Consider the following 25705-nt stretch of genomic DNA (forward strand, 5'->3'; position numbering starts at 1 on the left):
TATACAAACGTAGGAGGTGAGAATATTACTTTTAAATTTTAGCCGTGTAGATAAGGATTTAATTGTTCACCTTCTACAGTGGTAGAAGGGCCATGTCCTGGATATAACGGTAGATCATCTTTTATAGTGAAAATTTTATCTTGTATAGAGTCTACTAATGTTTCGTAGTCTCCACGATATAAATCTGTTCTTCCGATACCGTTATTAAATAAAGCATCTCCAACTAATGCGAAATCATCAAAGATAAAAGTGAGCCCTCCTGGTGAATGACCAGGTGTATGCATGACTTCGACATTGAATCCTTCGATATCATGTTTACCTTCATCGAGTGCAATGGGCTTTGCATGACTTGTAATAGGCTTTAAACCATATTGACTGAATTTTTCAGAACCATTTTTTGCAGGTTCAGTAAGAAAATCAAATTCTTCTTTATGAAGATAAACAGGCACATCATAGTGCTCCAACACTTCGTCTAATGCACCGATATGATCAAAGTGCGCATGAGTTAAAATGATTGCTTTCAACGGTTTGCCAATAGATTTAAGTTTTGAAATAATCTCTTGTCCATCACTTGATGGATCTACAAGTAAAACACTGTCTTCATTTTCTATAAAATAAGTGTTTGTATCCGCTATACCTAAAGTTAAAAATGAAATTTCCATTATTTTTCACCACTATTTTTGTCTAATTGTTTTTGAACAGAGACCAATTTATCATTCATTTTTCTAGATTTGTCTCGACGGTCATCTATTCTTATATTAGTACATACCCTGTCTAGACCTTTATCAAAAGGCAGTTCATGAATTACTTGAACGACATGCAATAAGTCTTTCAAATCACCTTCTATTAGGGTATTCATAGGTGTTAGCTGGTAATCAATGATACCTTGTTCTTTGAATTCTTTTAATTTTGTTTGAATTTCCGCAATATATTTACTTACACTTGGACCTTCTGTTCCTACCGGAATTACGACTACGTCTACGATAGCCATTATTCAACACGCTCCTCTTCAATAACATATGTTTTTATTAAACCTGCAGCACCAGTAATGCCAGCATCGTTTCCTAATTGTGCTTTCACAATTTCAGTGCCGTTTTGTGCAGGTGTAAAAGTAAGGTTTCTATATTCAGTTTTAATATTTTCAATTAGAATATCTCCTGCTTCAGACATTCCGCCACCTAAGATAATATATTTCGGGTTGCTCATTACACTGATGATACTGCATGCATAAGCGATATAGTTTGCAACACGTTCAGTAATAAATAAGCAGAACAAATCACCTTTTTTAGAAGCATCGAAAACGTCTTTTGCAGTGACTCTATCTTCTTTAATGAGCTCTAAAATCGAAGATTTGATTGTAAGTTTAGGATGATAAAATTTAACTAAGTTAACTACACCTGTTGCTGAAGCAACAGTTTCAAAACAACCATTTTTACCACAATTACAAGCAAACCGTTGATCAAAGTCTACTCTGAAATGACCAATTTCAGCACCAGAACCATTATGACCGTGGACTAACTTACCATTTGAGATAATACCGCCACCTACTCCAGTGCCTAATGTAATGGCTACAACATCATCTGCATCATGACCTGCACCCTTATGTTTTTCACCTAGTGCCGCTGCATTAGCATCGTTGTCAACAAAAATCGGGAAACTTACAAATTGTGAAAGAATCGCTCGCACGTTAACATCCCCAGGCCAGTTTAAATTTACTGCTCCATGAACAATACCTGATTCGAAATCAACAGGTCCTGGTACACCAATTCCCAATCCAATAACATCTTCCATTTTTAGACTTAATTCATTCATTTTTTGTACAAACGCACTGTAAATAGATTTAAGTAAAACGACACCTGATGGATCACTGATATCAGTTTGTATCGACCATTTAGTGATTCTTTCAAGTTTGTTATCAAAAATTCCTAGTTTACATGTAGTTCCACCGACATCGGCTGCCAATATTAAATTTCTCATTACTTATTCATCCTTCTTTGATTGATTATTAAGATACACTTGATAAATGCGTCCTTAGAGATAAGTTGATATTCAAATAGCTCTCTAATTTCTTGTTCCATCATTTCATACATGTCGTGTTTATCTTTAAAGTAAATTATAAACCCAAATTGTTTAAGTAACTGTTGTACGTCGTAAAACGTGTTAATTTGACGATTCATTTTGTTTTTCCAACTCTTTTTTTAGATACTTATATTTTTCATTATGAGGATTTGATTTTACTGCAACCTTTATATGTTTAAGTGCCGATTTTTTATCTCCTAATGAACGATTAGCAATTGCTAGTTCATAATTTAGAACGCCAGAGTTAGGGTAATGTTTTAATCCGCGTTCCCATGTTGAAATTCCTTCAGCTTTTGAATCTTTTGTTGCTTTTAATAGACCACTTAAATAATATGTATAATCATCTTCGTAGCCTTTATTCATAGTATGTTTAATAAGCTCTTCAGCTTTGTTGTAATTACCATTGCTCATCTCTTCACTTATTAATTTATCATAAATATTATCCTCTTTAATAGTGAATGTTCTTATTAACAAGATAATCAATAGTAAAATACCGACACCAAGTAAAATCCAAAATAACTTTCGATCTTTATTAAAATAATAACCTATAAAAGTAGCTAGTAATCCACCAATAAATCCACCTAAATGTGCGTAGATATTTACATTAGCCATAAATAATGAAAATACTGTTAATAACGCTAATACACCAACTAATTGTAATAGCATTTTTGGTGTATATTGTTTACTAAGATACATAATTGCGAATAGACTGCCAATCAAACCGAAAATTGCACCACTAGCACCTACTGAAATCGAGTTTGTGTCCAGTGCTAAAGATACAATGTTACCAAAGATACCAGAGACGAAATAAATCCCTAGCATTTTCCAATGACCAGCAATGGCTTCAACAAGTTTTCCGAAGATAAACAATGAAAGCATATTCATCAATATATGTTCAAAGTTAAAATGAATGAACATAGATGAGATTAAACGGTATATCTCTCCATGCACTACATTAAAATGAACTAAACCGCCCCAATCTAATAAACTTCTGTTTGTAAATGCATTGATGATCAAAAACATAAACAGCCAAATTATTATATTAATAGCAATAAGCGAGTATGTGACTGGAGCAAATTTCAACATATATTTTTCTATAGGATTGTTACTATAAAGTCGTTTCTTGTAGTAGAGTGATGTTTTATCATTTTGACGCGAATAAAGCTTAGCTATAATAGGGTTCGGCAAAGTTTTTAATAAATCTTGTTGGTTTCGAATGACATTAAAATTCATGTGAATAGGATGAACTTCATTCAAGTTCTCATAAGTGAAGATTTTTTCAGTTAAATAATTGAAAGTCACATATTTTGGAATGAATCCTGTGTATTCACTTATTTCGTTTTGATGTTCTAAAACTCTGCTTTTGTCAAAACGTATTTCTTGCGAGCTGCTTACTCCAGTTTTAACAATAATAAGTTTTTTCTTATTTTTATTGGATAGCCAAACTTCTGTATCATTCTTACTGATATGTGCGATTTCGTAGTTGAAGTATTTAACATAATAATAAATTAATTTCCAAAATTGTTTTTCTATATTCATGGTGCCTCCAGTTTAACTAGTTTTAGCAATGATCAGACGTTCAACGACTTCATCATGTGCTTCTGGTTTAAATGTATTATCAATTTGTGTATCATACACTAGGCTTATTGTTTCTGTACGATGTTGATTTAAAAACTTATCGAAATAACCCCCACCATAGCCGATTCTATAGCCTTCTTGGTTAAAAACAACGCCTGGTACAATTAATAAATCTAATGAATTTGTGCGCTCTGTATCAGCATCAACGTATTGGATACCTTTTTCATCCGTGCTTAATTGGTTTAAATCATTTAGTCTTTGGAATGTCATACATTTAGTTTCATAATCAGTTGCTGGTACAAAAGGGATTTTTCCTTGACTGATGATTTCTTTAATAATCGGAAATGTATTAACCTCATGTTCCATAGACAATACAATGCCAACCGTTTTTGCGTTTCTAAAAGCGTCAGTCTTTAATAATTGTTCTTTTAACCATTGATCAGCTTTTTCTTTGTTGAGATTGTTAATATTTTTCATCTTCTGCAAAACTTGTTTGCGAAGTTCAGATTTTTTCATGATAACACCCCAATATTTTCTATTTGAATTAATATTTTCATTATAACGTTTATCTGCATAAGTGTCATTAGACTTAATATTTGAAGGTATATAGAAACAAAAAAGCTGATACTCGATGAGTGAGTATCAGCTGAAAAATTATGATTTTGATGATTTCTTTTCTTTACCGAAATAATAATTGATAATGTCGCGACCTAAATCTCCACCTTGTAACCATGGTTCTGGAACGGGTTGATTAGTATAGACAATTGAGAAAGCTAATTTAGGATTATCTTTAGGAGCATAACCGATATAAGTTGAGTTAACTCTTGGCTTTCCGTCTTGGAATACTTCTGCTGTTCCTGTTTTACCAGCAGATGGTACGACTGTGTCATGGAAACTCTTATATCCAGTACCTGGTTCCTTATTAAATGCCATATCAAACCCTTTTTGAACTTGTTTAATTTCATCAGGTGAGTTGTTAAGACGATTCAATACATTACCGCGTATTTTATGTTTAACCGGTCCTAAACTATCTTTATCTGTTGCTTTTCTGATTTCAAGACCAACGTGTGGTGTAATTCTATAACCGTTATTCGCAATCGTAGAAACATATTGTGATAATTGTAATGGAGAGTACGTATCATACTGACCAATCGCAAGGTCTAAGTAGTTACCGCTGTTTGAATCTAATTTCTCTATTTGACCTGCAACTTCATTAGGCAAGTCAATTCCTGTTTTAACACCCAAACCTACTTGATTTAGTCCTTTACGTAACTTTTGACCTGCATCTCTAATATCGTTTGGTAATGCCATATTATAATGATATGGATCTTTCGCTAGTTTTAAAGCTGTTTTAAACATATATACGTTTGATGAATGCATTAATGCCTCTTTATCGTTAATATCTACTTTTCCATTTTGGTTGAAGTAAGAACGTTTTGTAAGCCCACCTTGGAAATGTAGAGGTTCATCAATCATATGTTCTCCTACATGTATGGCTTTGTTTTGATAACCTGCTAATAAAGTTCCACCTTTAACAGATGAACCAACCGTATATTGAGAAGTAAAGTTACCAATATCATAATCTGTCATGGAACCATCTGGCTTAATTTGCTTACCAGCCATAGCCAAGATATCTCCATTATTTGGATCTTGCACTACAATGAATGCATTATCCATGTTCTTAGCACCTTCACCACGAAGTTTATTAATTTGATGTTCTAAAGATTCTTCTACTTTCTTTTGTAAGTCAATATCTATTGAAAGTACTAAATCATCTCCACGTGAACCTGGATTAACTACTTCTGCATTCGTTATTTCTCCTGATTTATCAGTTGTGTATTTCATTTCTTTCTTTTTACCACGTAATACATTTTCATATTGATACTCTAAATATGATTTACCAACTCTATCATTTCTTGAATAGCCTCTTGATAAATAGTAATCAGTTAGTTCTTTTGGTATACCTTCTTCTGATGTTGAAACACTTCCGAATAAACCTCTGAGTACATCTCCATAAGGATATTTACGATCCCAATCCATAGATGTATTTACACCTGGTAATTTTGAAAGTTGTTGTGACACAGCAGCATATTCTTTATTGCTGACATCATCCTTTTTAATAGTTTGAGGATTTAGTGTTGAACCTGACATCATTTCACGATAAATTGCTAATACTTGTAAGTCTTTGTCAGATAAATCATCAAGTTGTTTTTGCTTGATTTTATTATGCAATTCTTCATCGTACTGTTCTTGTGAAATTTTCCCTTCACTAAGCATCTTATCTTCTTTTTTCATCATGTCTGAAACTTTATCAGGATGTAATTGAATCCAGAAGTCTTGTTTATCTCTTTTGGTAATACGATCAGTATCCATTTTTATTAATTTAGATAAGCGTTCTGCTACGTTGAGTATATCTTTTTGTGAAGTCTTTCTACCTCTAGTATATGTAATAGACTTTTTAGAAGCATTATCAACAAGAATTTTACCATTACGATCTAAAATTCTTCCTCTTGGGACAGATTCATTTACCGTAATATTTTCATCATTTTTAATGAGTTGCTTGTAATGAGAACCTTGTGCAATTTGTAAGTAACCCAATCGTAAAACAATGATTACAAATACTACGACAACGAGACCGAAGAAGAATCCGATTCGTTTATCCATCAGATTCCTGATTTTTTCATCATTCGTTTTTTCCTTTAATCTTTTTAGCAATACAACCTACCTCAATTCAACAGTTCTCTAAACAAATGATATATGAAATCGGAACTTTTTTCTATAATTTGCATAGAAAACCAAACATAAATTTAAGATTTCTTCGTAAAAGAAGTGAAAATCAAATGAAACAATAAAAAAACAGCAATTGGATAACCAATTGCTGTTAAAGTTATAATTTAACTTTTCGTGGGTATTAAGATTATTTAGTTGCAGCGTTGTATAGCTCGTCAACTTTTTCCCAGTTAACAACGTTCCAGAATGCATTGATATAATCTGGACGTTTGTTTTGATATTTAAGATAGTAAGCATGTTCCCAAACGTCTAAGCCTAGGATAGGAGTTTTGCCTTCAGTAATTGGGTTGTCTTGGTTTGCTGTAGTAACGATTTCTAATTTACCGTCTTTATCTACTACTAGCCAAGCCCAACCTGAACCAAATTGTCCAGCAGCTTTTTTAGCAAATTCGTCTTTGAATTCGTCTAAAGAACCCCATTGTTCTTTAATTTTATCAACTACTGTACCTTTCTCTTCAGAGTTAGGTGAAAGGATTTGCCAGAATAATGAGTGGTTTAAGTGTCCACCACCATTATTACGGACTGCAGTTTGGATGTCAGATGGTACACTATCTAAGTTAGCAACAATTTCTTCGATTGATTTGTTTTCTAAATCAGTTCCTTCGATTGCTGCGTTTAATTTTGTAACATAAGTGTTATGGTGTTTGTCATGGTGAATTTCCATCGTTTCTTTATCGATGTGTGGTTCCAATGCATCAAACTCATATGGTAAATTTGGTAATTCAAAAGCCATAAATAATCATCCTCCTAAATTGTTTTCATATTTACTATATCAAGTCGTTAGATACCTTACAATTTTTATGCTTATAAAATAATGAAGTATCTAATTAATATGAACTCTTTCCTCTATATGTTTATCCTGAAAGTAAGGAGTTAAACATTATAAACTGATATAGTTACTAAATTTAATGGTTACTGACATTTTTCACAAATGCCATAAACTTCAAGCTTGTGTGTGTGAATTGTAACATTAGGAAGTTGTTTCCTAATTGCGTCCATCGGACAGTAGTCAATTACTTTCGTGTCTCCGCAAATTTCACAAATGAAATGATGATGATGGTGATGTGTACAAGCAATTCTAAATTTCATTTCACCATCTAGTTCAGTATTTTCGATAATTCCTAAATCTTTAAACAAATACAAATTTCTATAAATTGTATCGAAAGATATTCCAGGATATGCAGTATCCATAGTTTGTTGGATTGTTTTCGCACTTACATATTTGTTTTCCTTCACGAAAATATCGATAATCTTTTTTCGTTTATCTGTATATTTATGACCGTTATCTTTTAATAATTTGATAGCATCAGTCGTATTCATTTAACTATCTCCTTTTTTTACCCTAGTACGTAAAGTCTGAGTGAACATTGTAGCTACTAAAATAAGTACTAATAATACTACAATAACCCCACCTGGTGATAAATTTAAATAAAAAGCAATTACTAAACCACCAATAACAGATACTTCTCCAAAGATAATACTATAGAGGATTAATTGTTTAAATCCTTTTGTCATTCTCATTGCTATGGCCACTGGTAAAGTCATCAATGCACTTACAAGTAAAATACCAACTACGCGCATAGATGCTGAAATAACCATGGCTACAATGATAATGAATAAGAATTGAATCCATCTTGGTATACCAATAACTTTACTATATTCTTCATCAAATGAAAGGATAAAGAGTTCTTTATAAAATAACATAATGAAAAGTGTTACAAGTACAGCAATGGTCAAAACAGTAATCATATCACTTAAAGATACAGCACTGATTGATCCAAATAATAAACCTACTAACTCTTGGTTAAATCCGTCTGCAAGTGAAATAAAAATGGCACTTAAGCCAATACCTGCACTCATAATAATCGGTATCGCAATTTCTTGATAGTTTTGATAAGATGTTCTTAATTTTTCTATTAAAAGTGCACCGACTACCGCAAACAATATGCCACCCCACATAGGATTTATAAAGATAAATATCGGTGATAATGTGGTTAAAAACATTCCGAAAGAAATACCGCCTAAAGTTACATGACTTAATGCGTCAGCAATCAAAGAGAGTCTGCGTACTACGATAAATGCACCAATAAATGGTGCAATAAACCCAATCAAGATACCACTTAAAAGAGAATAGCGCATAAAATCGAAATTCATTAATGCTTCAATCATTAGTTACAGCACTCCCTTTCATGTTGATGGTCAACAAATTTAATTGGATAGCCGTAAATTTTTGATATTTCAACTTGATCTAGCGACTTAAACTCTTGTGCAGGACCATGGAAATGTAAATGTCTATTTAAGCAAGCAACTTTTGTTGCAGTATCCACGACAACTCCGATATCGTGTGTAACTAAAATAATAGTGACACCTTCATTTTTTAATTGCTCTAGAGTTTGATAAAACTCACTGACATGTTTAGCATCAATACCATTAGTAGGTTCGTCTAAAATAAGTACTGATGGGTCTGAAATCAATGCTCTTGCGATTAACACGCGTTGTTGTTGTCCACCTGATAATTCAGCAATGTTTTTGTTTAATAAGTGTTCAATATTTAAGCGTTTTAGGATGTTTTTTACTTTTTGTACATCCTTTTTATTAAACCATTGAAAAAGGTGTTTTTGTTTTGTTAATCCACTTAAAACAACTTCTTTTACACTAGCAGGAAAACCTGAATTAAATGCTCTTGCTTTTTGAGATACATAGCTGATTTTCAACTCTGATAATTTTCGTTGGTATTTCTGGCCATCAATATACATCTCACCGCTTTGAAGTGGAAATAAACCTAGCATAATTTTTAATAATGTAGATTTACCTGCCCCATTCGGTCCGACAATTGCCAAGAAATCACCTTTATATATTTTAATGTTTATGTTTTCCAGTACTTGTTTGTTTCCAAAATAGTAATTTATATTTTTTAATTCAAAAACTGGGGTAGACATATCTTCACCTCGCTATAAATATAACCTTGAATAAATAATATGTAAATTGTAATGCTTACGATTGAGCATGTAAAATTAAAAGACAAAGTAAGCTTTGTCTTTTAATTACATAATTACTCTAATAGAATTATTCACTCATAATGATATTCTTCATATCAGGATTGAAAGTTTGACTTTCCAACATTTCAATCTCATGTTTATATGGTGGTTTTTTATTTTTCTTATCTTCGCCTACAAAAGGTGTTTCTAAAATTTTTGGAATGTTTTCGAATACTTCATGATGAACAATATAATTCAATGCATCAAATCCGATATGACCAAAACCGATGTTTTCGTGACGGTCTTTATGTGCACCGACTTCATTTTTACTATCATTAACATGAAGTACTTTAATTCTGTCTAATCCAATTATTTTATCAAATTCCTCAAGTACACCGTCGAAATCATTTTTGACATCATATCCTGCGTCATGTGTGTGGCAGGTATCAAAGCAAATTGATAGTCGTTCGTTATGATTTACGCCATCTATAATTTGTGCTAATTCTTCAAATGTACGACCTACTTCAGATCCTTTACCAGCCATAGTTTCTAATGCAATTCTGACATCATTTTCATTTGTTAGAACTTCATTTAAACCTTCAATAATTTTTTTAATGCCAGCTTCAGAACCAGCTCCTACGTGTGAACCTGGGTGTAAGACGATGTCTTTTGCACCGATTGCTTCGGTACGTTCAATTTCTTTTTGTAAAAATTCAACACCTAAATCAAAAACATGGGGTTTTTGTGTATTTGCAATATTAATAATATAAGGTGCATGTACAACGATATTAGAAAGACCATATTCTTTCATTGCTTCGTGTCCGGCTTCAATATTTAGTTCTGAGATATCTTTTCTTCTTGTGTTTTGAGGTGCACCTGTATAAATCATAAATGTTTTTTCGCCTAATCTATGTGCTTCTTCTGCTGAACCCAGCAGCATTTTTTTACCATTCATCGGAACATGAGAACCAATTAACAATCTGTCCACCTAACCTTTACTTATTTTTTCTTTGTTGTCTGTTTTGACGTTTACTGTATTTCTTACGTTCTTGACGTTTTAAATTTTCTAATTCTCTCTTGAACTTTTTCTTATACCCTGGCTTTACTTTTTTCTTATTACCGCGCTTAACTTGTTGTTTCACTCGAGTAGTTAAGTGATCATCTTTGTTTTTACGTGTTTGTCTTGTATTATGCGCTTTGATTTCTTTTAGTTCACCATTTTTTATATCAACATCTTGGAATTTATAACCTTTTTTCTCAATCTCAGCAATTAAATATTCTTCATCGGGCATATATAAAGTAAATGCTTCACCTTTATATTGGCCTCTACCAGTTCTGCCGACACGATGAGTAAAGAAATCGATGTCTTTAGGAACATCATAGTTAATTACATGACTGACACCTTCGATATCAATACCTCTTGATGCTAAATCACTTGCGATTACAAACTGAAAGTCTAAGTTGCGGATGCGTTTCATTTGTTGTTTTCTTTCTCTAGGACTTAATCCGCCATGAATCATACCAATTTTTAAGCCTTCTGCAGTTAATGATTCTGCTAATTCATCAGCATTTTCTCTGCTGTTACAGAAAATAAGGCATAGATATGGATTGATAATATCAATTAAAGCTTTAGTTTTATCTAATTTTGATGAACCTTTTGTCGGTATCAAGTAAAAATCAATATTTTTCTTGTTTTGTGTTTTACTATCTACTTCAATAAGTTCTGGTTGATTTAAATATTTATTTAAGAACGGATGTAGAGATTTTGGAATCGTAGCGCTGAATACAGCGATATGTGCACTGTCATCTAAACGTGCTGCGATATGGTCGACGTCTTCAATTAAACCTAAATCAATCATTAAGTCAGCTTCATCTACAACTAAATACTGAGCTAAATGTGCATGTAATGTGCCGTCCTTTGATAAATCATTGATACGTGTTGGTGTTCCAATGACTAATTGAGGTTGCACGTTACAACGTTGTTTGTCACGTGCAAAATCAGTTCCCCCAATAAATAAAGTAACTTTAACTTCATCTTTAAATTGTGCTAAATGATGTGCTGCATTATAAAGTTGTTGTGCTAATTCTCTAGTTGGTGCAACGACGATAGCTTGGGGTTCTTGAATTGAAGTATCAATTTTTTCCATTAATGGTAACAAGAAAGCATGAGACTTCCCAGTACCCGTTTGTGATTGCCCGATAATATTTTGACCTTTGATAATTTTAGGGATTACTCTTTGTTGGATTTCAGTTGGCTGATTAAAATTCAAGTCAGCTACAGCATCTATAAGTTGTGGACTTAAATCAAATTGTTCAAATGGGTGTTGTGTGGCCATTAAAATCCCTCCTTTTTAGTTTTTTATACATAATTAAATGGATCTGTATTTAAAGTTGAAGCTTCAATAGTAAGGTTATCATTACTAATCCATTCTTTAAGTAATGATTTTAAACCTTCTTTCATAACATATTCACTATAATGATTGATATCGATTAAGTTATATCCTTCTGTTTCAGCATCTAATGCATCATGATGTTTAATATCACCAGTGATAAATACATCTGCACCTTTTTGATGTGCGAATTTTTCATAACCAATACCAGAGCCACCAATAATTGCCGCTTTTGAGATTACTGTGTTTGGATTCCCAGTGAAACGGACGCTTGGTATATCTAATTGTTTTTTAATAGTCGTAGCTAATGATTTTAAAGTTGTTTGTTCTGGTAATTGTCCTATCATGCCTAAACCGCGTTTTACCGATTTAGTTAATGGAATAAAATCATATACCGGTGTTTCATATGGATGTAGTACATTAATACAATCCTCTGCTTTTGTACGTTCGTACTCTTGAATCATGAATTCAACTTTTACTTCTTCTACTGTTTCGATTTGATTCAACTCACCGATATGAGGATGTGCATTCTCGACAGGTTTAAATTGACCAGCACCTTTAGTAGAAAAGAAACAGTATTCATAATCACCTTCAGATGCAAAACCTTCATCATTCATTTTATTTTTAAATGTCTCTACATTTTCTTCAGGAATAAACACTTGGACTTTATAATAATTTGTTTGTTGAGGTTCTAAAATTTCAGTATGTGTAAGTCCAATTTGCTTTGATAGCATCGCATTGACACCAAGACGATATACATCTAAGTTTGTATGCAAGGCAATTAATTGGATATTGTTTTGTATCAAACGACGAATAATAGCGCCATAACCTTGTTCATTGATGTTTTTAACTCCTTTAAAGATAAGTGGATGATGTGCAACAATTGTATTAATGTCTTTTTCTATTGCTTCATTTACCACTTCCATTGTACAATCTAACGCCGTCAGTATACCTGTGATTTCTTGTTGTTTGTCCCCGATTAATAAGCCAACATTGTCCCAACTTTCAGCAGAAGAAAAAGGAACATGCTGATTTAAAATATTTAGTAACTCTGAAGTTTTCATGATAACACCTCTTGAATTAATTTGATCTCATGATTAATCTCTTCTAAGCGGCTTTGATGCTTGTTCTTATCCAAGTGAGATTGGATGTTTTTTAAAGCTTCTAATTCTCTATTCCATTTTTTAATGAATAAAGCTGATTTAGAATTCATTAAAATCGGACCGAATTTCAACTCTACTTCTTTTAATTCTTTATGACCATATTCTGCAATAACTATTTCATAAATATGGCCTTTTTCTTCCATAATCTCTTCATCAATAATATGGTAATCCAATTGCATTAATGTACGTCTTAAAGTAGATGTTTGAATATTACTTTGTAACGCTAAACGTGGTTGATTCATTAGCTTTTCTTTTCCATTTTGGAGTATTTCTGCAATTAATGGGCCGCCCATTCCACATATTGTAATAGTATTAACGTTATTTGTTTTTTCTAGGACATTTAATCCATCTCCCAGTTTAACATCAATCCTATTTTGCATGCTATATTTTTTAACGTTATCTAAAGCAGCTTGATATGGTCCTTTTACCACTTCTCCAGCAATAGCAGAAGTACATAATTCGTTTTCTATCGCATAGATTGGCAAATATGCATGGTCTGAACCAATATCTGCCAATACATCACCAGTTATATATTTACTCACTGCAGTAAGTCGTTGGTTTAAAATCATCACTTTGGCTCCTCTAATAAAAGAGCGAGACAATAAGCAAGATATTCGATTGACTGTAGGTCTTTACATGATTCCTTGCCTTCGTCAGCCAAACATTATCAGCTCATTGTCTCGCTATTTTTACTTAATTAATCCATAAAGTCTTTAAGGCGTTTGCTACGGCTTGGATGTCTTAGCTTTCTAAGTGCTTTAGCTTCGATTTGACGAATTCGTTCTCTTGTAACACCGAATACTTTACCAACTTCTTCAAGTGTTCTTGTACGTCCATCATCAAGACCGAAACGTAATCTTAATACGTTTTCTTCTCTATCAGTTAGTGTATCTAAAACATCTTCTAATTGTTCTTTCAATAACTCGTACGCTGCGTGATCAGATGGGCTTTGTACTTCTTGGTCTTCGATGAAATCTCCTAAGTGACTGTCATCTTCTTCACCAATTGGTGTTTCTAAAGAAACAGGCTCTTGTGCAATTTTTAAGATTTCACGTACTTTTTCTGGTGGTAAATCCATCTCTTCACCAATTTCTTCTGGTGCTGGATCACGACCTAAATCTTGTAGTAATTGACGTTGAACACGAATCAATTTATTAATTGTTTCGACCATGTGTACTGGAATTCTGATTGTACGTGCTTGGTCAGCAATAGCACGTGTAATTGCTTGACGAATCCACCATGTTGCATACGTAGAAAATTTGAATCCTTTACTGAAGTCGAATTTTTCTACCGCTTTAATTAAGCCCATATTTCCTTCTTGGATAAGGTCTAAGAACAACATACCGCGTCCTACGTATCTTTTAGCAATGCTGACAACTAAACGTAAGTTTGCTTCTGCTAATCTTGCTTTAGCTACTTCATCACCTTGTTCGATACGTTTTGCAAGTTTAATTTCTTCTTGGGCGTTTAATAAATCAACACGACCGATTTCTTTTAAATACATACGCACAGGGTCGTTGATTTTAACACCTGGAGGTGCACTTAAATCATTAGGATTAAGTTTTTCGTCTGTATCAGAACTGTCTTTTTCATTAATAAGATTTATATCATTATCATTTAATTGTTCAAAGAACTCGTCCATTTGATCAGAGTCCATATCGAAGTTTTGCAGTTTTTCTGCTACTTCTTCATGGCTTAAATGACCTTCTTTTTTCCCTTTATCTAATAATTGTTTTTTTACATCTTCCAAAGTTAATGTCGGATCGATGGTTTGTTTTTTTACTACTTTCACTTGGTTTTCAGACATAAAAAGGCCTCCCGAAATTAATATAAGCACACAATGCGTTACTTAAATAAAACTCTTTAAATATATATTAACAATTTTAATACATTCGTTTTTGATTTAAAGCGACAATCTTTTGCAAATAATACTTTTGCAGTTCTGAATCACCAATACGTGTAGCCTCTCGTAACTTCTGGTTTAATGACTCAGAGGTCTCTTCATCTCTACTGCTAACAATAATTTGAATATACTCATCAATCTCATGTTCATATGGATTGTTATTGAGTAAAAGATTGTCTAATGCAATTAAAGTTTCTCTATCTATTTCTTCATCACTATATAATAATGCAGTACTCAGATTATAATATTCATTTTCAGCATAGTAGTCGTGCAAAATATTAAATATACGCTTAAATTGCTGATTTGTAAAGTCATCTGCTTCTACACGCTGGCTATGTTCAAGAAAAATGTCTTTATTAAACATAAAATGTTTTAATAGTTTACGTTCAGCATCTTCTTGTTTTGAATATTTTTTTTGTTTAACTTCTGGAACTGCAGCAGGTATTTGTTGAAATGAATGTTGGTTATGTCTTGACACTTCATTATTTAGACTATCAAAACTTACTTTAAACAATTCAGAAACGTCTTGCAATACTTTTTTCTGTAAAATCCCTGATTGCATTAATGAAACATCGTTCGTTATCTCTTTAAGGTATTGTTCATAAGCCATGTCGTTATTTTCGATTTCGTCTTTATATAAATTGACTTTATACAATACAAAAGCACGTTTTTCATGTTCCACGTATTTTTTAAAAGCATCTTCCCCATATTTAGTAATATACTCATCTGGATCCATTTTAGAAGGAAGTTGAATAACAAAAACATTCAGACCTTGCTCTAGTAAGTGCTGCCCAGTTTTAAGTGTAGCTTCTTGTCCTGCAAAATCGCCATCAAATAGTAATGTGACATTTGATGTTAGTTTTTTGATGAACGCTATGTGTTCTTGGGAAATTTGTGTTCCCATACTTGCCACAACCTGTTTAACCCCAGCATTGTCAGCTTTAATAACATCCATAAACCCTTCTAATAGTATAATTTCATTTTTTTGACGTATAATACGTCTTGCTTTGTCAACGTTGTATAAAAGTCGTCTCTTTTGAAATATAGGTGTTTCCGGACTGTTTAAATATTTAGGTTCTTGATTTTTGTATGTTCTTCCCGAATAACCTACAGTTCGTCCTTGTGCATTATGCAAAGGAAACATAATTCTATCTCTAAATCGATCATAATAACTAAAGTTTTCTTCATTGCGAGATAATAAACCGGCTTCATACGCTAGCTCAATATCATAACCTTTCTTTTGCAAGAAATCATGACAAAAGTGAGAGTTGTCGGGTGCAAAACCGATTTTTCTGTCTTTTAACAGTTCTTCAGTGAAACCTCTAGACTTCAAATATTTTAAAGGCTCTTCCCCTTCCACTGTTTTCATCAGTACATAATGATAATATTCTTGCATAAGTTCATGCATTTTAATCATCATTAAGTCATCAGAAGCGATTTGGTTTTGCTCATTATTTTGTCCAACATCTACTTTTATATTTACCCTTTCTCCAAGGGCTTTAACAGCATCGACAAACGAAATACCTTCTATCTCTTGAGTAAATTGAAAAACATTACCGCCCTTTTTACAACCGAAACAATGACAAATTTGTTTGTCCTCCGAAACAGTAAACGAAGGTGTTTTTTCATCATGAAAAGGACACAAACCAATATAATTGCGCCCTCTTTTCTCTAATTTCACATATTCACTTACAAGGTCAAGAATATCTGTTTTATCTTTTATTTCATTTATTACTGATTGCTCTATTCTCACCATAACCACCTGTATACATTAGTCTTATTATTATATCATTTTCTATAAAAAATAAAAGTTATTAGCTCAATAAGAAATACGCTGAGTTTAAAACACCAGCGTATTGTATTAGGCTTACTTATTCATTTTATTTTGTTCAATTATATACATGATATCATTAGCTGTTTCTTCTATAGCTTTGTCTGATACATCAATCACAGGACAGCCTATTCGATTAACTATTTTATCAAAGTAATCCAATTCTTCTTGAATACGTTGCCCTGTAGCATAACGTGCTGAATCTCCAAGCCCGAGTTGTTTCAATCTTTCTTTACGGATTTTATTCAACTTTTCTTCACTGATTTTTAATGCAATACATTTTTTGGGATCTACTTCAAATAACCCTTCAGGCGGATTGATTTCAGGAACGATTGGAATATTCATAACCTTATAACGCTTATGTGCTAAAAACTGTGATAAAGGTGTTTTTGAAGTACGTGAAATACCAATTAATATAATATCAGCTTTAGGTAAACCTTTCGGATCTTTACCATCATCATATTTAACTGCAAATTCAATCGCTTCAATTTTTTTGAAGTATGCTTCATCTAGTTTATGCACTATACCTGGTTCATAGTATGGTTTTTCATCGATTTCATCAATTAAAATATTCATTAATGGTCCCATGATATCGACATGTTTTATATTTTTTTCGGCTAATTGCTGTTCCATATATTCTTTAATGTCAGGTTTTACAAGCGTGAAAACAACAATATTCATTTCGTTTTCTTTCGCAACTTCCATAACTTCATCAACATTCTCTAACGTTTCAATATATGGATAACGTACAATCTGACTTTGGAAATTTTTCGAATTAAATTGAGAAACACAAGCTTTTGCAACTTGTTCGGCTGTTTCTCCCACCGAATCAGATGCAATTATTATTTTTATCTTTTGCATTAAATCCTACTCCTACTCATCGAAAATTGATACAAATAATTTTGTTATCGTGGTTTTTGAAATGCGCCCGATGACTTCCAACTTACCATTATCTTTACCACGAACTATCGGCAGAGAATCAATTTCTTTTTCAATCATAAGCTGTGCAGCTAGTACGACCAAATCATTTTCTAAAACGTGTGTTAAATTCGGCATACGTGTCATGATAACACTGACTGGCATCGTATGTATATCCTCGCCAATCATGGATGCTCTGAGTAAGTCTTTTCTTGAACAAACTCCAACAAAATCATTATTTGTATTCACAATAAATAACGTGCTGACGTCTTCAAGAAAAATTGTACATATTGCCTCATAAACAGAAGTATCGCCTTTTAAGACAATCGGCAAAGATTGATAGTCTTTAACAACATATTGACGTAATTTTTCTGTTAATAATTGATTTGTTGATTTACCAGAATAAAAGTATCCTACTCTAGGTCTAGCTTCGAGAAACCCAGACATTGTCAAAATAGCTAAATCAGGTCTAAGTGTCGCTCTAGTTAAACTTAGTTGTTCGGCAATCTTTTCACCGGTAATCGGCCCATTTTGCTTTACTATTTCGATAATTTCACTTTGCCTACTACTCAGTTCTATATGTCTTCACCCCTTCACACTTACAATTTATATTATAACTGTAATTGTTTTGGTCTACAAATCTATATAAACACTTGCCTTTAATTTTCGGATGCATTAGAATTAGGTTTGAAGCGAGTTAAGGATGGTGCGAGCTTAACAATTAAATTGGCCTAACAACTTTTATAATCTAAGCGAGTGTCTACACTAATTTGGGTGGAACCGCGGGTTATTACGAATTTCAATGAGAAATGAGATAACTCGTCCCAAGATTTCGAAATGTTTATTTCGTTATCTTGGGGCGTTTTTTTATTATTAAAGAGGAGTGTTATTTATGGCAAAAGATATGGAATCAGTAGTTCAGCTAGCAAAACACAGAGGTTTTGTATTTCCAGGCAGTGAGATTTACGGTGGTTTATCAAACACTTGGGATTATGGTCCATTAGGTGTTGAATTAAAAAATAATATTAAACGTGCATGGTGGAAAAAATTTATTTCACAATCACCTTATAACGTTGGCTTAGACGCAGCAATTTTGATGAACCCTAAAGTATGGGAAGCATCAGGTCACTTAGGTAACTTTAATGACCCTATGATCGACAACAAAGATAGTAAAATTCGTTACCGTGCAGATAAATTAATTGAAGAATATATGCAAAATGAAAAAGGTGACGAAAACTTTATCGCAGATGGTTTAAGTTTTGATGAAATGAAACGTATTATTGAAGAAGAAGGTATTAAATGCCCAGTAAGCGGTACTGCTAACTGGACTGATATCCGTCAATTCAACTTGATGTTCAAAACTTTCCAAGGTGTAACTGAAGATTCAACTAACGAAATTTTCTTACGTCCTGAAACTGCACAAGGTATCTTTGTCAACTACAAAAACGTCCAACGTTCAATGCGTAAAAAATTACCATTTGGTATTGGTCAAATCGGTAAATCATTCCGTAATGAAATTACACCAGGTAACTTCATTTTCAGAACACGTGAATTCGAACAAATGGAATTAGAATTCTTCTGCCGTCCTGGTGAAGAAATCGAATGGCAAAATTATTGGAAAACATTTGCTGAAAAATGGTTATTAGACTTAGGTCTTCAAAATGAAAATATTCGTTTAAGAGATCATGACCAAGATGAGTTATCTCACTACTCTAATGCAACTACAGACATTGAATATAAATTCCCATTTGGTTGGGGCGAATTATGGGGTATTGCAAGCCGTACAGACTACGACTTGAAAAAACATAGTGAATATTCTGGTGAAGATTTCAGATACCATGATCCAGAAACAAATGAAAAATTCATCCCCTACTGTGTTGAACCTTCTTTAGGTGCTGACCGTGTGACATTAGCATTCTTATGTGATGCTTATGACCGTGAAGGTGTTGAAGGCAGTAAAGATGAACGTACAGTATTGCACTTCCACCCTGCTCTAGCACCGTATAAAGCAGCAATTTTACCATTAAGCAAAAAATTATCTGAAGAAGCAATTAAAGTTTACGAACAATTAAGCGAAAACTTTACAGTTGATTTTGACGAATCACAATCAATTGGTAAACGTTACCGTCGTCAAGATGAAATTGGTACACCATATTGTATTACATTTGACTTCGATTCATTAGAAGATCAACAAGTCACAGTACGTGAACGTGATACTATGGAACAAGTTCGTATGCCAATCTCTGAATTAAACGATTTCTTAGCTGAAAAAGTTAAATTCTAATATTAAATAAATAAGGGTATATCGCGAAATTGCGATATACCCTTATTTTTCTATCATTTTTTCTGGTTATTGGACTCTAAACGATGCAATTGATTTATTAATTTTTGACTTCTGAAAAACACACCCGCATATTCCCGGTATAACATGATAAGCAAATCAGACATCTCATCTACTATATCCTGATGAATATTAACTGAATTCATTTTATCTATAGGCAGTTTTTGAAGTACATCCAATAAATAAAGTGTTTTATTAGATATAGGAACTGCTCGTTCATCTCTATACAAATTCTCCTGAGCAATCACACCATGATATTTAAAACTGTAGCCACATAAATTTGCTTGGTTTGTATCGCCTGAGATAATATCTTGATTGAATGCGATAGTAAAACCAAAGTCAGGCATTTTTTTTAATAAAACAATAACGGACATCAGTTGGGCACTGTAACCTTTTTCAACTCTGTTCAAGCAAAAGTGTAAGAGTTGATAATTAAATTTAGAAATTTGTTCTTCGTCCATAGATTTGTCAATGATTTCAGCACAAAGTGCAGCATAACTGCTCTCATAAATATCTAAACGAAGTTGATAATTTTGACTGATAACATCAACTGAATTAAGTATGCCTAAACCACGTAATTTAGCATAGATAAACAGGCCATATACAAATAATTGTGTATTAGCCTGCATACCTGTTCTACTTTTTTTAGCACGTTTGACCATCAAAGGAATCTTCGCGCCACTTTCGCTTAGGATGGTAATAATTTTATCTGATTCGCCATAATCGACTGTTTTAATAATAATTCCTTTTTGTTTTACTAACATAAAAGGTACCACCGACCTTCTAGTTTAATCTTGATCCTCTATATAGCCCATTTGGCGAATAAAGTTGATTTTATTACGCCAATCTTTTTGTACTTTTACCCATAAATCGAGATACACTTTTGAACCTAATAGGTTTTCGATATCCAATCTCGCACGTTTTCCAATTTCTTTTAACTTTTTGCCGCCTTTGCCGATGACAATTCCTTTTTGTGAATCTCTTTCAACAAAAATTGTAGCTTCTATACGAACTTTATCTTCAGATTGTTTAACCATTCTATCAACGTTAACACCTATTGAATGTGGAATTTCTTCGCTCGTTAAGTGAAGAATTTTTTCTCTTATTAATTCACCTACCACAAATTGTTCAGGGTGGTCAGAAATTTGACCATCTGGATAATATTGAGGCCCTTCTGGTAAATATGATTTAAGTACTTCGATAAAGTGTTCAACATTTAAACCTTCTAATGCTGACATTGGAACAGTTTCAGAGAAGTCCATATATTTTTGATATGATTCAATAATAGGCATGATTTCATCAGGGTGTACTAAGTCAATTTTATTGATAACAAGGAATACTGGAGTTTTGACATTTTTCAGCATTTCCATAATATATTCATCACCGCGACCAATCTTTTCATCAGCGTTAACCATGAAAATGACTGCATCTACTTCTGATAAAGTATTTTTAGCAACTTTCATCATATAGTCGCCTAATTTATGTTTGGGCTTGTGAATACCTGGTGTATCAACAAAGATAATTTGTGCATCATCTTCAGTCATAACACCTTGTATTTTATTTCTAGTTGTTTGTGCTTTGTCTGACATAATTGCGATTTTATGCCCAAGTACTCTATTCATAAACGTAGATTTACCTACGTTAGGTCGGCCTATAATTGAAACAAAGCCTGATTTATGTTCTGTCATATATTCAAATCCTTTCCTGAAAAACCTAGCGGCAGTAATTCGGCGACAGTCGTTTCAATCATATCGCCTTTATGATTTGTTAAATAAATCGGCATGTCGTCATCACACAGTTCATTAATAACTTGACGACATGAACCACATGGTGATGAAGGCTTATCAGCATCTACTGTGACTGTTAAAGATTCAAAGTCACCTGGTCTATAACCTTGACTAATTGCTGCAACTAAACTTGAACGCTCTCCACAAATTGCTTCGCCATACGCAGCATTTTCCACATTTGCGCCGAAAAATTCTTTGCCATCTTTAGTTCTTAAATAAGCACCCACCTTAAAGTTGCTGTAAGGTGAATAAGAACGTTTTTGTGCTTCTCTTACTTTTTCATAATGTTCTTGAGTATAAGCCATTTTTATCTCTCTCCTTTATAATAAGTTAACGATGTAAGGGATAAAGATAATTAGACCTATAATTACTGCTGCGATAGATATTAAAAGCACACTTAGTGCTGCGATATCTTTAGCATATTTAGCAAAAAGTTTATAATCATCCGTTACAAGGTCAACTACATATTCAATTGCGGTGTTAATTGCTTCAAATGCTAACACTAGAAAAATTGTTAAAATAACCGCAATCCATTCCATGCGGGTAATATTGAAGTAAAAAGACGCGCCAATGACTAAAAAGCCAATTGGGATATGCCATAAAAAGTTACGATCTTTTTGTAGTATGGTCAACAACCCTTGAATGGGATACTTAAAACGATTCATAGACTATTCTCTTGTTAAGCCATAAGCATCTAAAATAGATTTTTGTCTTCCAAACATTTCTTTTTCGTCGGCTTCGTTCATATGATCATAGCCAAGTAAATGTAAGAAGCCATGCAAACTTAAAAAGCCGAGTTCTCTCTCAAAGGAATGTCCATACTCTGCAGCTTGTTCTTTTGCAACATCTGCGCAAATGATAATGTCACCTAGTACACGAGGGATATCTAAACCCTCAATTTCAGGTTCATCTTCTTCTAACGCAAATGAAATGACATCAGTAACTTTATCTTTATCTCTATAGTCTCTATTAATTTGTTGAATTTCTTCTTTATCAACAAATGTCACTGATAGTTCTGCATCTTCTTCAATATTCTCTTGTTCTTTCGCAAAGTTTAATAACTTTTCAATCTGGTCATACCATTCTTCTTTTACTTCATCCGTATGATTTGAAAAATCAATCGTGAACATGGCGTTTATTCATCTCCTTCATAACGGCTGATAATTTTACTTACTAATGGATGACGTACAACATCACTTTGGTCTAATGTTTGTACACTAATGCCTTTAACGCCTGATAAGCGTTTAACAGCTTGTTTTAATCCGCTTTTAATACCTCTCGGCAAGTCTACTTGAGTCATATCACCCGTTACGATCATTTTTGATCCAAATCCTAAACGTGTTAAGAACATTTTCATTTGGGCATGCGTCGTATTTTGCGCTTCATCTAAAATAACAAATGCATCGTCAAGTGTACGTCCTCTCATATAGGCTAATGGTGCAACTTCAATGATACCTCTTTCAATAAAACGCGCTGTTTGCTCAGGTCCCAGTACCGTATGAAGACCATCGTATAAAGGTCTTAAATAAGGGTCTACCTTTTCTTTTAAGTCGCCTGGTAAGAAACCTAATGATTCGCCTGCTTCTACAGCGGGACGAGTCAGCACTATTCTTTTTACGTTACCTTGACGCAATTCTTTAGCAGCATAAACAACAGCTAAGAAAGTTTTACCAGTACCAGCTGGTCCAATACCAAAGACTAAATCATTATGCTTCATCGCATTCAGATATAAACGTTGACCCATTGTTTTTGCACGAATTGTTTTACCATAAGCATCTTTAGTAATTGCTTCATCGTATAAATCAACGAGGTGTTGGATAGATCCTTTCTCTGCCATTTTAATTGCTGCTTCTACATCTTTAAGATTAATTGATACGCCTTGATCAATTACTTTTAAAAGGTTTTTTATTACAGCTTCTGCTTTTACAATTTCTTCTTGTTGTTGCCCTTTTACAGCTATTTCTTGCCCCCTAGCATGAACAATAACATTGAAAGCTTCTTCTATTGCTTGTAAGTGTTCATCGTTATTACCTATTAGTGCTTGGGCTTGATTGATATCGTCAATAACTATTATTCCTGGCATACATTAACTCCTTTTCATTATTATCGCTTTTCAGCATATTTTTTAATAAGATGCAGAATATAATGGTTAACGGAAACTACGGACTTAGTTAATAATTTCCACATATTCATACAATCATTATATCATGTTCTCGCTGTTTATTAATCCAATAAAGTTTAGCTTGCATAAAAGAAAAATGGATTGGATGACATAAAATTATGTCCATCCAATCCATTAAATTTATTGTAACTGTTTCGGCTTTTTAAGTACTTCTGACCAAACAAAACCATTTAGTATTTCATCTTCATCAAAGCGTAAATCTTCATTAGTTCGTGTGCTTGTTTGATTAAACTTATTAGCAAATAGTTGTTTGAGTCTTTCTTTTTTAGCACGTTCTGAAAGATATTTATCACTAATGATTGCTTGAGCACGACGTTCTAATATCTCAATTTGCTTTTGTTTCTCTAAATCCATTTGAGAGCGTAAATCATGTAACTCATTATTTAAAGAATCATTCAGTTGTTTTGTCAATACTTGCTCTTTTTGATTTGAATCGAGTCTTGGTTGAGATGATTGCTCGCGCGTTTGTCTCGGTTGAGATTTACGACGGTTCGGACGTGTAGTTTCTTCTGGTTTAGGTGAGTGATCAGGTTGAGAAGATGGCGGCGTACCTTCTAATTCTTTTTGCATTTCCTCAAACTTTTCACCTAATTGTTCAAGAAATCCTTTTTGTTGTTTACGCTCAGTCGTAGGTTGTCTTCTAGGTTGTGATGATTTTGGTTGATTTTGTTGTCTCTTTTTATAATTTTTATCGTTAATTGCTGATATTAATGAGATAACAACACTAACGACAAATATTATTAGACCGATATTCATTTAATCACCTCGTTTACTTGTCTGGTGACTCGTTATCATTTGGTTGCGTACGTTTATTGATAGACTCACGCATACCTGTATCAGCTTCTATGTTTTTCAAATTATAGTAATCTTTAACTCCGATATTACCTTTTCTTAGAGCTTCAGACATTGCAAGTGGAACTTCAGATTCTGCTTCCACAACTTTCGCACGCATTTCTTGTACACGTGCTTTCATTTCTTGTTCAGATGCAACTGCCATTGCACGACGTTCTTCTGCTTTAGCTTGAGCAATATTTTTATCTGCTAATGCTTGTTCAGTTTGTAAGTCTGCACCGATGTTTTTACCGATATCCACATCTGCGATATCAATAGATAAAATTTCAAAGGCTGTTCCTGAATCTAGACCTTTACTTAATACAGTTTTTGAAATATTGTCTGGATTTTCTAAAACAACAGTATGATGTTCACTTGAACCGATTGTTGAAACAATCCCCTCACCGACACGTGCAATGATAGTCTCTTCACCAGCACCGCCGACTAAACGAGAAATGTTTGCACGAACTGTGATTCTAGCTTTAGCTTTTACTTCAATACCGTTCATAGCAACACCTGTAATAAATGGCGTTTCAATAACTTTAGGGTTTACTGACATTTGGACAGCTTCTAAAACGTCACGGCCTGCTAGGTCAATCGCTGCGCCACGTTCAAAAGGTAAGTTGATGTCAGCACGTTGTGCAGCAATATTTGCATCTACAACGCGGTCTACATTACCACCTGCTAAGTAGTGTGATTCTAGTTGGTTAGTTGTAAGGTTTAAACCAGCTTTATGTGCCTTAATTAATGGCGCGATAACTTTACGTGGTGAAACACGTCTTAAACGCATTCCGATAAGTGTGCCAATGTTTACTTTGACACCGGCTGCTATTGCAGAAATCCATAAACCGATTGGTACAAATGAAAATAAGATTAATAGAGCAATGACTGCAATAATAACAATGATTATTAACGGTACTAACATAGTAAGTGC

General features: G+C 33.4%; 28 protein-coding genes. 1 reads left to right on the top strand and 27 read right to left on the bottom strand.

Going from position 1 to position 25705, the window contains the following annotated elements; genetic code table 11:
* Positions 1-38 precede the first annotated feature (38 nt).
* From HMPREF2937_RS05025 to HMPREF2937_RS05115, 19 genes are all read right to left on the bottom strand, one after another.
* Positions 39-662 (bottom strand): MBL fold metallo-hydrolase, encoded by a 624-nt coding sequence (locus HMPREF2937_RS05025; protein WP_057510470.1) that lies wholly within the window; start codon positions 660-662, stop codon positions 39-41.
* Complete coding sequence (locus tag HMPREF2937_RS05030) at positions 662-991, bottom strand: MTH1187 family thiamine-binding protein (RefSeq protein WP_002481042.1); 330 nt, start codon at positions 989-991, stop codon at positions 662-664. Before HMPREF2937_RS05030 ends, HMPREF2937_RS05025 begins: the two co-directional genes overlap by 1 nt.
* The gene (locus tag HMPREF2937_RS05035; RefSeq protein WP_070864146.1) at positions 991-1977 is read right to left on the bottom strand and encodes an ROK family glucokinase; all 987 of its coding nucleotides are present in this window, start codon (positions 1975-1977) and stop codon (positions 991-993) included. The genes HMPREF2937_RS05030 and HMPREF2937_RS05035 overlap by 1 nt, the downstream gene beginning before the upstream one ends.
* Positions 1977-2177, bottom strand: a complete 201-nt coding sequence (locus tag HMPREF2937_RS05040) for a YqgQ family protein (protein ID WP_002481044.1) — start codon at positions 2175-2177, stop codon at positions 1977-1979. Before HMPREF2937_RS05040 ends, HMPREF2937_RS05035 begins: the two co-directional genes overlap by 1 nt.
* Complete coding sequence (locus HMPREF2937_RS05045) at positions 2161-3618, bottom strand: rhomboid family protein (protein ID WP_070864147.1); 1458 nt, start codon at positions 3616-3618, stop codon at positions 2161-2163. The genes HMPREF2937_RS05040 and HMPREF2937_RS05045 overlap by 17 nt, the downstream gene beginning before the upstream one ends.
* A gap of 12 nt (positions 3619-3630) precedes the next feature.
* The gene (locus tag HMPREF2937_RS05050; protein WP_070864148.1) at positions 3631-4173 is read right to left on the bottom strand and encodes a 5-formyltetrahydrofolate cyclo-ligase; all 543 of its coding nucleotides are present in this window, start codon (positions 4171-4173) and stop codon (positions 3631-3633) included.
* Between the two features lie 138 nt (positions 4174-4311).
* Positions 4312-6372, bottom strand: a complete 2061-nt coding sequence (locus HMPREF2937_RS05055; protein WP_070848395.1) for a peptidoglycan D,D-transpeptidase FtsI family protein — start codon at positions 6370-6372, stop codon at positions 4312-4314.
* 202 nt (positions 6373-6574) lie between these two features.
* Positions 6575-7180, bottom strand: a complete 606-nt coding sequence (locus tag HMPREF2937_RS05060) for a superoxide dismutase (protein ID WP_002481048.1) — start codon at positions 7178-7180, stop codon at positions 6575-6577.
* Positions 7181-7359: 179 nt separating this feature from the next.
* Positions 7360-7767 carry a Fur family transcriptional regulator gene (locus HMPREF2937_RS05065; RefSeq protein WP_023015147.1) on the bottom strand — a complete coding sequence of 136 codons (408 nt, stop codon included), beginning with the start codon at positions 7765-7767 and terminating at the stop codon, positions 7360-7362.
* Positions 7768-8616: a metal ABC transporter permease gene (locus HMPREF2937_RS05070; protein WP_070864149.1), complete on the bottom strand. Its 849-nt coding sequence runs from the start codon at positions 8614-8616 to the stop codon at positions 7768-7770.
* A complete protein-coding gene (locus HMPREF2937_RS05075; protein WP_002481051.1) occupies positions 8616-9386 on the bottom strand; it encodes a metal ABC transporter ATP-binding protein in 771 nt (256 codons plus the stop codon). Before HMPREF2937_RS05075 ends, HMPREF2937_RS05070 begins: the two co-directional genes overlap by 1 nt.
* 127 nt (positions 9387-9513) lie before the next feature.
* A complete protein-coding gene (locus HMPREF2937_RS05080; protein WP_023015145.1) occupies positions 9514-10404 on the bottom strand; it encodes a deoxyribonuclease IV in 891 nt (296 codons plus the stop codon).
* Positions 10405-10420: 16 nt separating this feature from the next.
* The gene (locus tag HMPREF2937_RS05085; RefSeq protein ID WP_070864150.1) at positions 10421-11761 is read right to left on the bottom strand and encodes a DEAD/DEAH box helicase; all 1341 of its coding nucleotides are present in this window, start codon (positions 11759-11761) and stop codon (positions 10421-10423) included.
* A 23-nt stretch (positions 11762-11784) separates the two neighbouring features.
* Complete coding sequence (locus tag HMPREF2937_RS05090; protein WP_070864151.1) at positions 11785-12879, bottom strand: Nif3-like dinuclear metal center hexameric protein; 1095 nt, start codon at positions 12877-12879, stop codon at positions 11785-11787.
* Positions 12876-13550 (bottom strand): tRNA (adenine(22)-N(1))-methyltransferase, encoded by a 675-nt coding sequence (locus HMPREF2937_RS05095; protein WP_031262513.1) that lies wholly within the window; start codon positions 13548-13550, stop codon positions 12876-12878. The genes HMPREF2937_RS05090 and HMPREF2937_RS05095 overlap by 4 nt, the downstream gene beginning before the upstream one ends.
* A gap of 125 nt (positions 13551-13675) precedes the next feature.
* Positions 13676-14785: an RNA polymerase sigma factor RpoD gene (rpoD, locus tag HMPREF2937_RS05100; protein WP_070864152.1), complete on the bottom strand. Its 1110-nt coding sequence runs from the start codon at positions 14783-14785 to the stop codon at positions 13676-13678.
* Between the two features lie 76 nt (positions 14786-14861).
* Positions 14862-16634, bottom strand: a complete 1773-nt coding sequence (gene dnaG / locus HMPREF2937_RS05105) for a DNA primase (protein WP_057510464.1) — start codon at positions 16632-16634, stop codon at positions 14862-14864.
* Between the two features lie 114 nt (positions 16635-16748).
* The gene (locus HMPREF2937_RS05110) at positions 16749-17573 is read right to left on the bottom strand and encodes a pyruvate, water dikinase regulatory protein (protein ID WP_070864153.1); all 825 of its coding nucleotides are present in this window, start codon (positions 17571-17573) and stop codon (positions 16749-16751) included.
* Positions 17574-17585: 12 nt separating this feature from the next.
* Positions 17586-18209, bottom strand: coding sequence for a transcriptional regulator CcpN (locus HMPREF2937_RS05115; RefSeq protein ID WP_081705407.1), 624 nt, complete (start codon positions 18207-18209; stop codon positions 17586-17588).
* Between the two features lie 313 nt (positions 18210-18522).
* On the opposite strand from HMPREF2937_RS05115, the gene HMPREF2937_RS05120 reads away from it, so the two are divergent.
* On the top strand, positions 18523-19914 hold the full coding sequence (locus HMPREF2937_RS05120; RefSeq protein ID WP_002481060.1) for a glycine--tRNA ligase: 1392 nt from the start codon (positions 18523-18525) through the stop codon (positions 19912-19914).
* 53 nt (positions 19915-19967) lie between these two features.
* Here HMPREF2937_RS05120 and recO read toward each other — a convergent pair whose 3' ends face one another.
* The 8 genes from recO to floA form a co-directional block, all read right to left on the bottom strand.
* Complete coding sequence (gene recO, locus HMPREF2937_RS05125; RefSeq protein ID WP_023015139.1) at positions 19968-20735, bottom strand: DNA repair protein RecO; 768 nt, start codon at positions 20733-20735, stop codon at positions 19968-19970.
* Between the two features lie 24 nt (positions 20736-20759).
* Complete coding sequence (gene era / locus HMPREF2937_RS05130) at positions 20760-21659, bottom strand: GTPase Era (RefSeq protein WP_023015138.1); 900 nt, start codon at positions 21657-21659, stop codon at positions 20760-20762.
* A complete protein-coding gene (cdd, locus tag HMPREF2937_RS05135; RefSeq protein WP_002481063.1) occupies positions 21656-22063 on the bottom strand; it encodes a cytidine deaminase in 408 nt (135 codons plus the stop codon). Before cdd ends, era begins: the two co-directional genes overlap by 4 nt.
* 15 nt (positions 22064-22078) lie before the next feature.
* Positions 22079-22423: a diacylglycerol kinase family protein gene (locus tag HMPREF2937_RS05140; protein WP_070864154.1), complete on the bottom strand. Its 345-nt coding sequence runs from the start codon at positions 22421-22423 to the stop codon at positions 22079-22081.
* Positions 22424-22426: 3 nt separating this feature from the next.
* The gene (gene ybeY, locus HMPREF2937_RS05145; protein ID WP_057510460.1) at positions 22427-22888 is read right to left on the bottom strand and encodes an rRNA maturation RNase YbeY; all 462 of its coding nucleotides are present in this window, start codon (positions 22886-22888) and stop codon (positions 22427-22429) included.
* Between the two features lie 5 nt (positions 22889-22893).
* Positions 22894-23841, bottom strand: a complete 948-nt coding sequence (locus HMPREF2937_RS05150) for a PhoH family protein (RefSeq protein WP_070864155.1) — start codon at positions 23839-23841, stop codon at positions 22894-22896.
* A gap of 219 nt (positions 23842-24060) precedes the next feature.
* The gene (locus tag HMPREF2937_RS05155) at positions 24061-24696 is read right to left on the bottom strand and encodes a superantigen-like protein SSL4 (protein WP_070864156.1); all 636 of its coding nucleotides are present in this window, start codon (positions 24694-24696) and stop codon (positions 24061-24063) included.
* A 13-nt stretch (positions 24697-24709) separates the two neighbouring features.
* Positions 24710-25696, bottom strand: coding sequence for a flotillin-like protein FloA (floA, locus tag HMPREF2937_RS05160; RefSeq protein WP_002481068.1), 987 nt, complete (start codon positions 25694-25696; stop codon positions 24710-24712).
* Positions 25697-25705 lie beyond the last annotated feature (9 nt).

Source organism: Staphylococcus sp. HMSC061G12 (genome assembly GCF_001838465.1).
GTDB classification, from domain to species: Bacteria; Bacillota; Bacilli; order Staphylococcales; family Staphylococcaceae; genus Staphylococcus; species Staphylococcus simulans.

Coding starts and splice junctions, on each gene's coding strand:
- HMPREF2937_RS05025 (WP_057510470.1), bottom strand. CDS start 662: ATGGAAATTTCATTTTTAACTTTAGGTATAGCGGATACAAACACTTAT.
- HMPREF2937_RS05030 (WP_002481042.1), bottom strand. CDS start 991: ATGGCTATCGTAGACGTAGTCGTAATTCCGGTAGGAACAGAAGGTCCA.
- HMPREF2937_RS05035 (WP_070864146.1), bottom strand. CDS start 1,977: ATGAGAAATTTAATATTGGCAGCCGATGTCGGTGGAACTACATGTAAA.
- HMPREF2937_RS05040 (WP_002481044.1), bottom strand. CDS start 2,177: ATGAATCGTCAAATTAACACGTTTTACGACGTACAACAGTTACTTAAA.
- HMPREF2937_RS05045 (WP_070864147.1), bottom strand. CDS start 3,618: ATGAATATAGAAAAACAATTTTGGAAATTAATTTATTATTATGTTAAA.
- HMPREF2937_RS05050 (WP_070864148.1), bottom strand. CDS start 4,173: ATGAAAAAATCTGAACTTCGCAAACAAGTTTTGCAGAAGATGAAAAAT.
- HMPREF2937_RS05060 (WP_002481048.1), bottom strand. CDS start 7,180: ATGGCTTTTGAATTACCAAATTTACCATATGAGTTTGATGCATTGGAA.
- HMPREF2937_RS05065 (WP_023015147.1), bottom strand. CDS start 7,767: ATGAATACGACTGATGCTATCAAATTATTAAAAGATAACGGTCATAAA.
- HMPREF2937_RS05070 (WP_070864149.1), bottom strand. CDS start 8,616: ATGATTGAAGCATTAATGAATTTCGATTTTATGCGCTATTCTCTTTTA.
- HMPREF2937_RS05075 (WP_002481051.1), bottom strand. CDS start 9,386: ATGTCTACCCCAGTTTTTGAATTAAAAAATATAAATTACTATTTTGGA.
- HMPREF2937_RS05085 (WP_070864150.1), bottom strand. CDS start 11,761: ATGGCCACACAACACCCATTTGAACAATTTGATTTAAGTCCACAACTT.
- HMPREF2937_RS05090 (WP_070864151.1), bottom strand. CDS start 12,879: ATGAAAACTTCAGAGTTACTAAATATTTTAAATCAGCATGTTCCTTTT.
- rpoD (WP_070864152.1), bottom strand. CDS start 14,785: ATGTCTGAAAACCAAGTGAAAGTAGTAAAAAAACAAACCATCGATCCG.
- HMPREF2937_RS05110 (WP_070864153.1), bottom strand. CDS start 17,573: ATGCAAAAGATAAAAATAATAATTGCATCTGATTCGGTGGGAGAAACA.
- HMPREF2937_RS05120 (WP_002481060.1), top strand. CDS start 18,523: ATGGCAAAAGATATGGAATCAGTAGTTCAGCTAGCAAAACACAGAGGT.
- recO (WP_023015139.1), bottom strand. CDS start 20,735: ATGTTAGTAAAACAAAAAGGAATTATTATTAAAACAGTCGATTATGGC.
- era (WP_023015138.1), bottom strand. CDS start 21,659: ATGACAGAACATAAATCAGGCTTTGTTTCAATTATAGGCCGACCTAAC.
- cdd (WP_002481063.1), bottom strand. CDS start 22,063: ATGGCTTATACTCAAGAACATTATGAAAAAGTAAGAGAAGCACAAAAA.
- HMPREF2937_RS05140 (WP_070864154.1), bottom strand. CDS start 22,423: ATGAATCGTTTTAAGTATCCCATTCAAGGGTTGTTGACCATACTACAA.
- ybeY (WP_057510460.1), bottom strand. CDS start 22,888: ATGTTCACGATTGATTTTTCAAATCATACGGATGAAGTAAAAGAAGAA.
- HMPREF2937_RS05150 (WP_070864155.1), bottom strand. CDS start 23,841: ATGCCAGGAATAATAGTTATTGACGATATCAATCAAGCCCAAGCACTA.
- HMPREF2937_RS05155 (WP_070864156.1), bottom strand. CDS start 24,696: ATGAATATCGGTCTAATAATATTTGTCGTTAGTGTTGTTATCTCATTA.
- floA (WP_002481068.1), bottom strand. CDS start 25,696: ATGTTAGTACCGTTAATAATCATTGTTATTATTGCAGTCATTGCTCTA.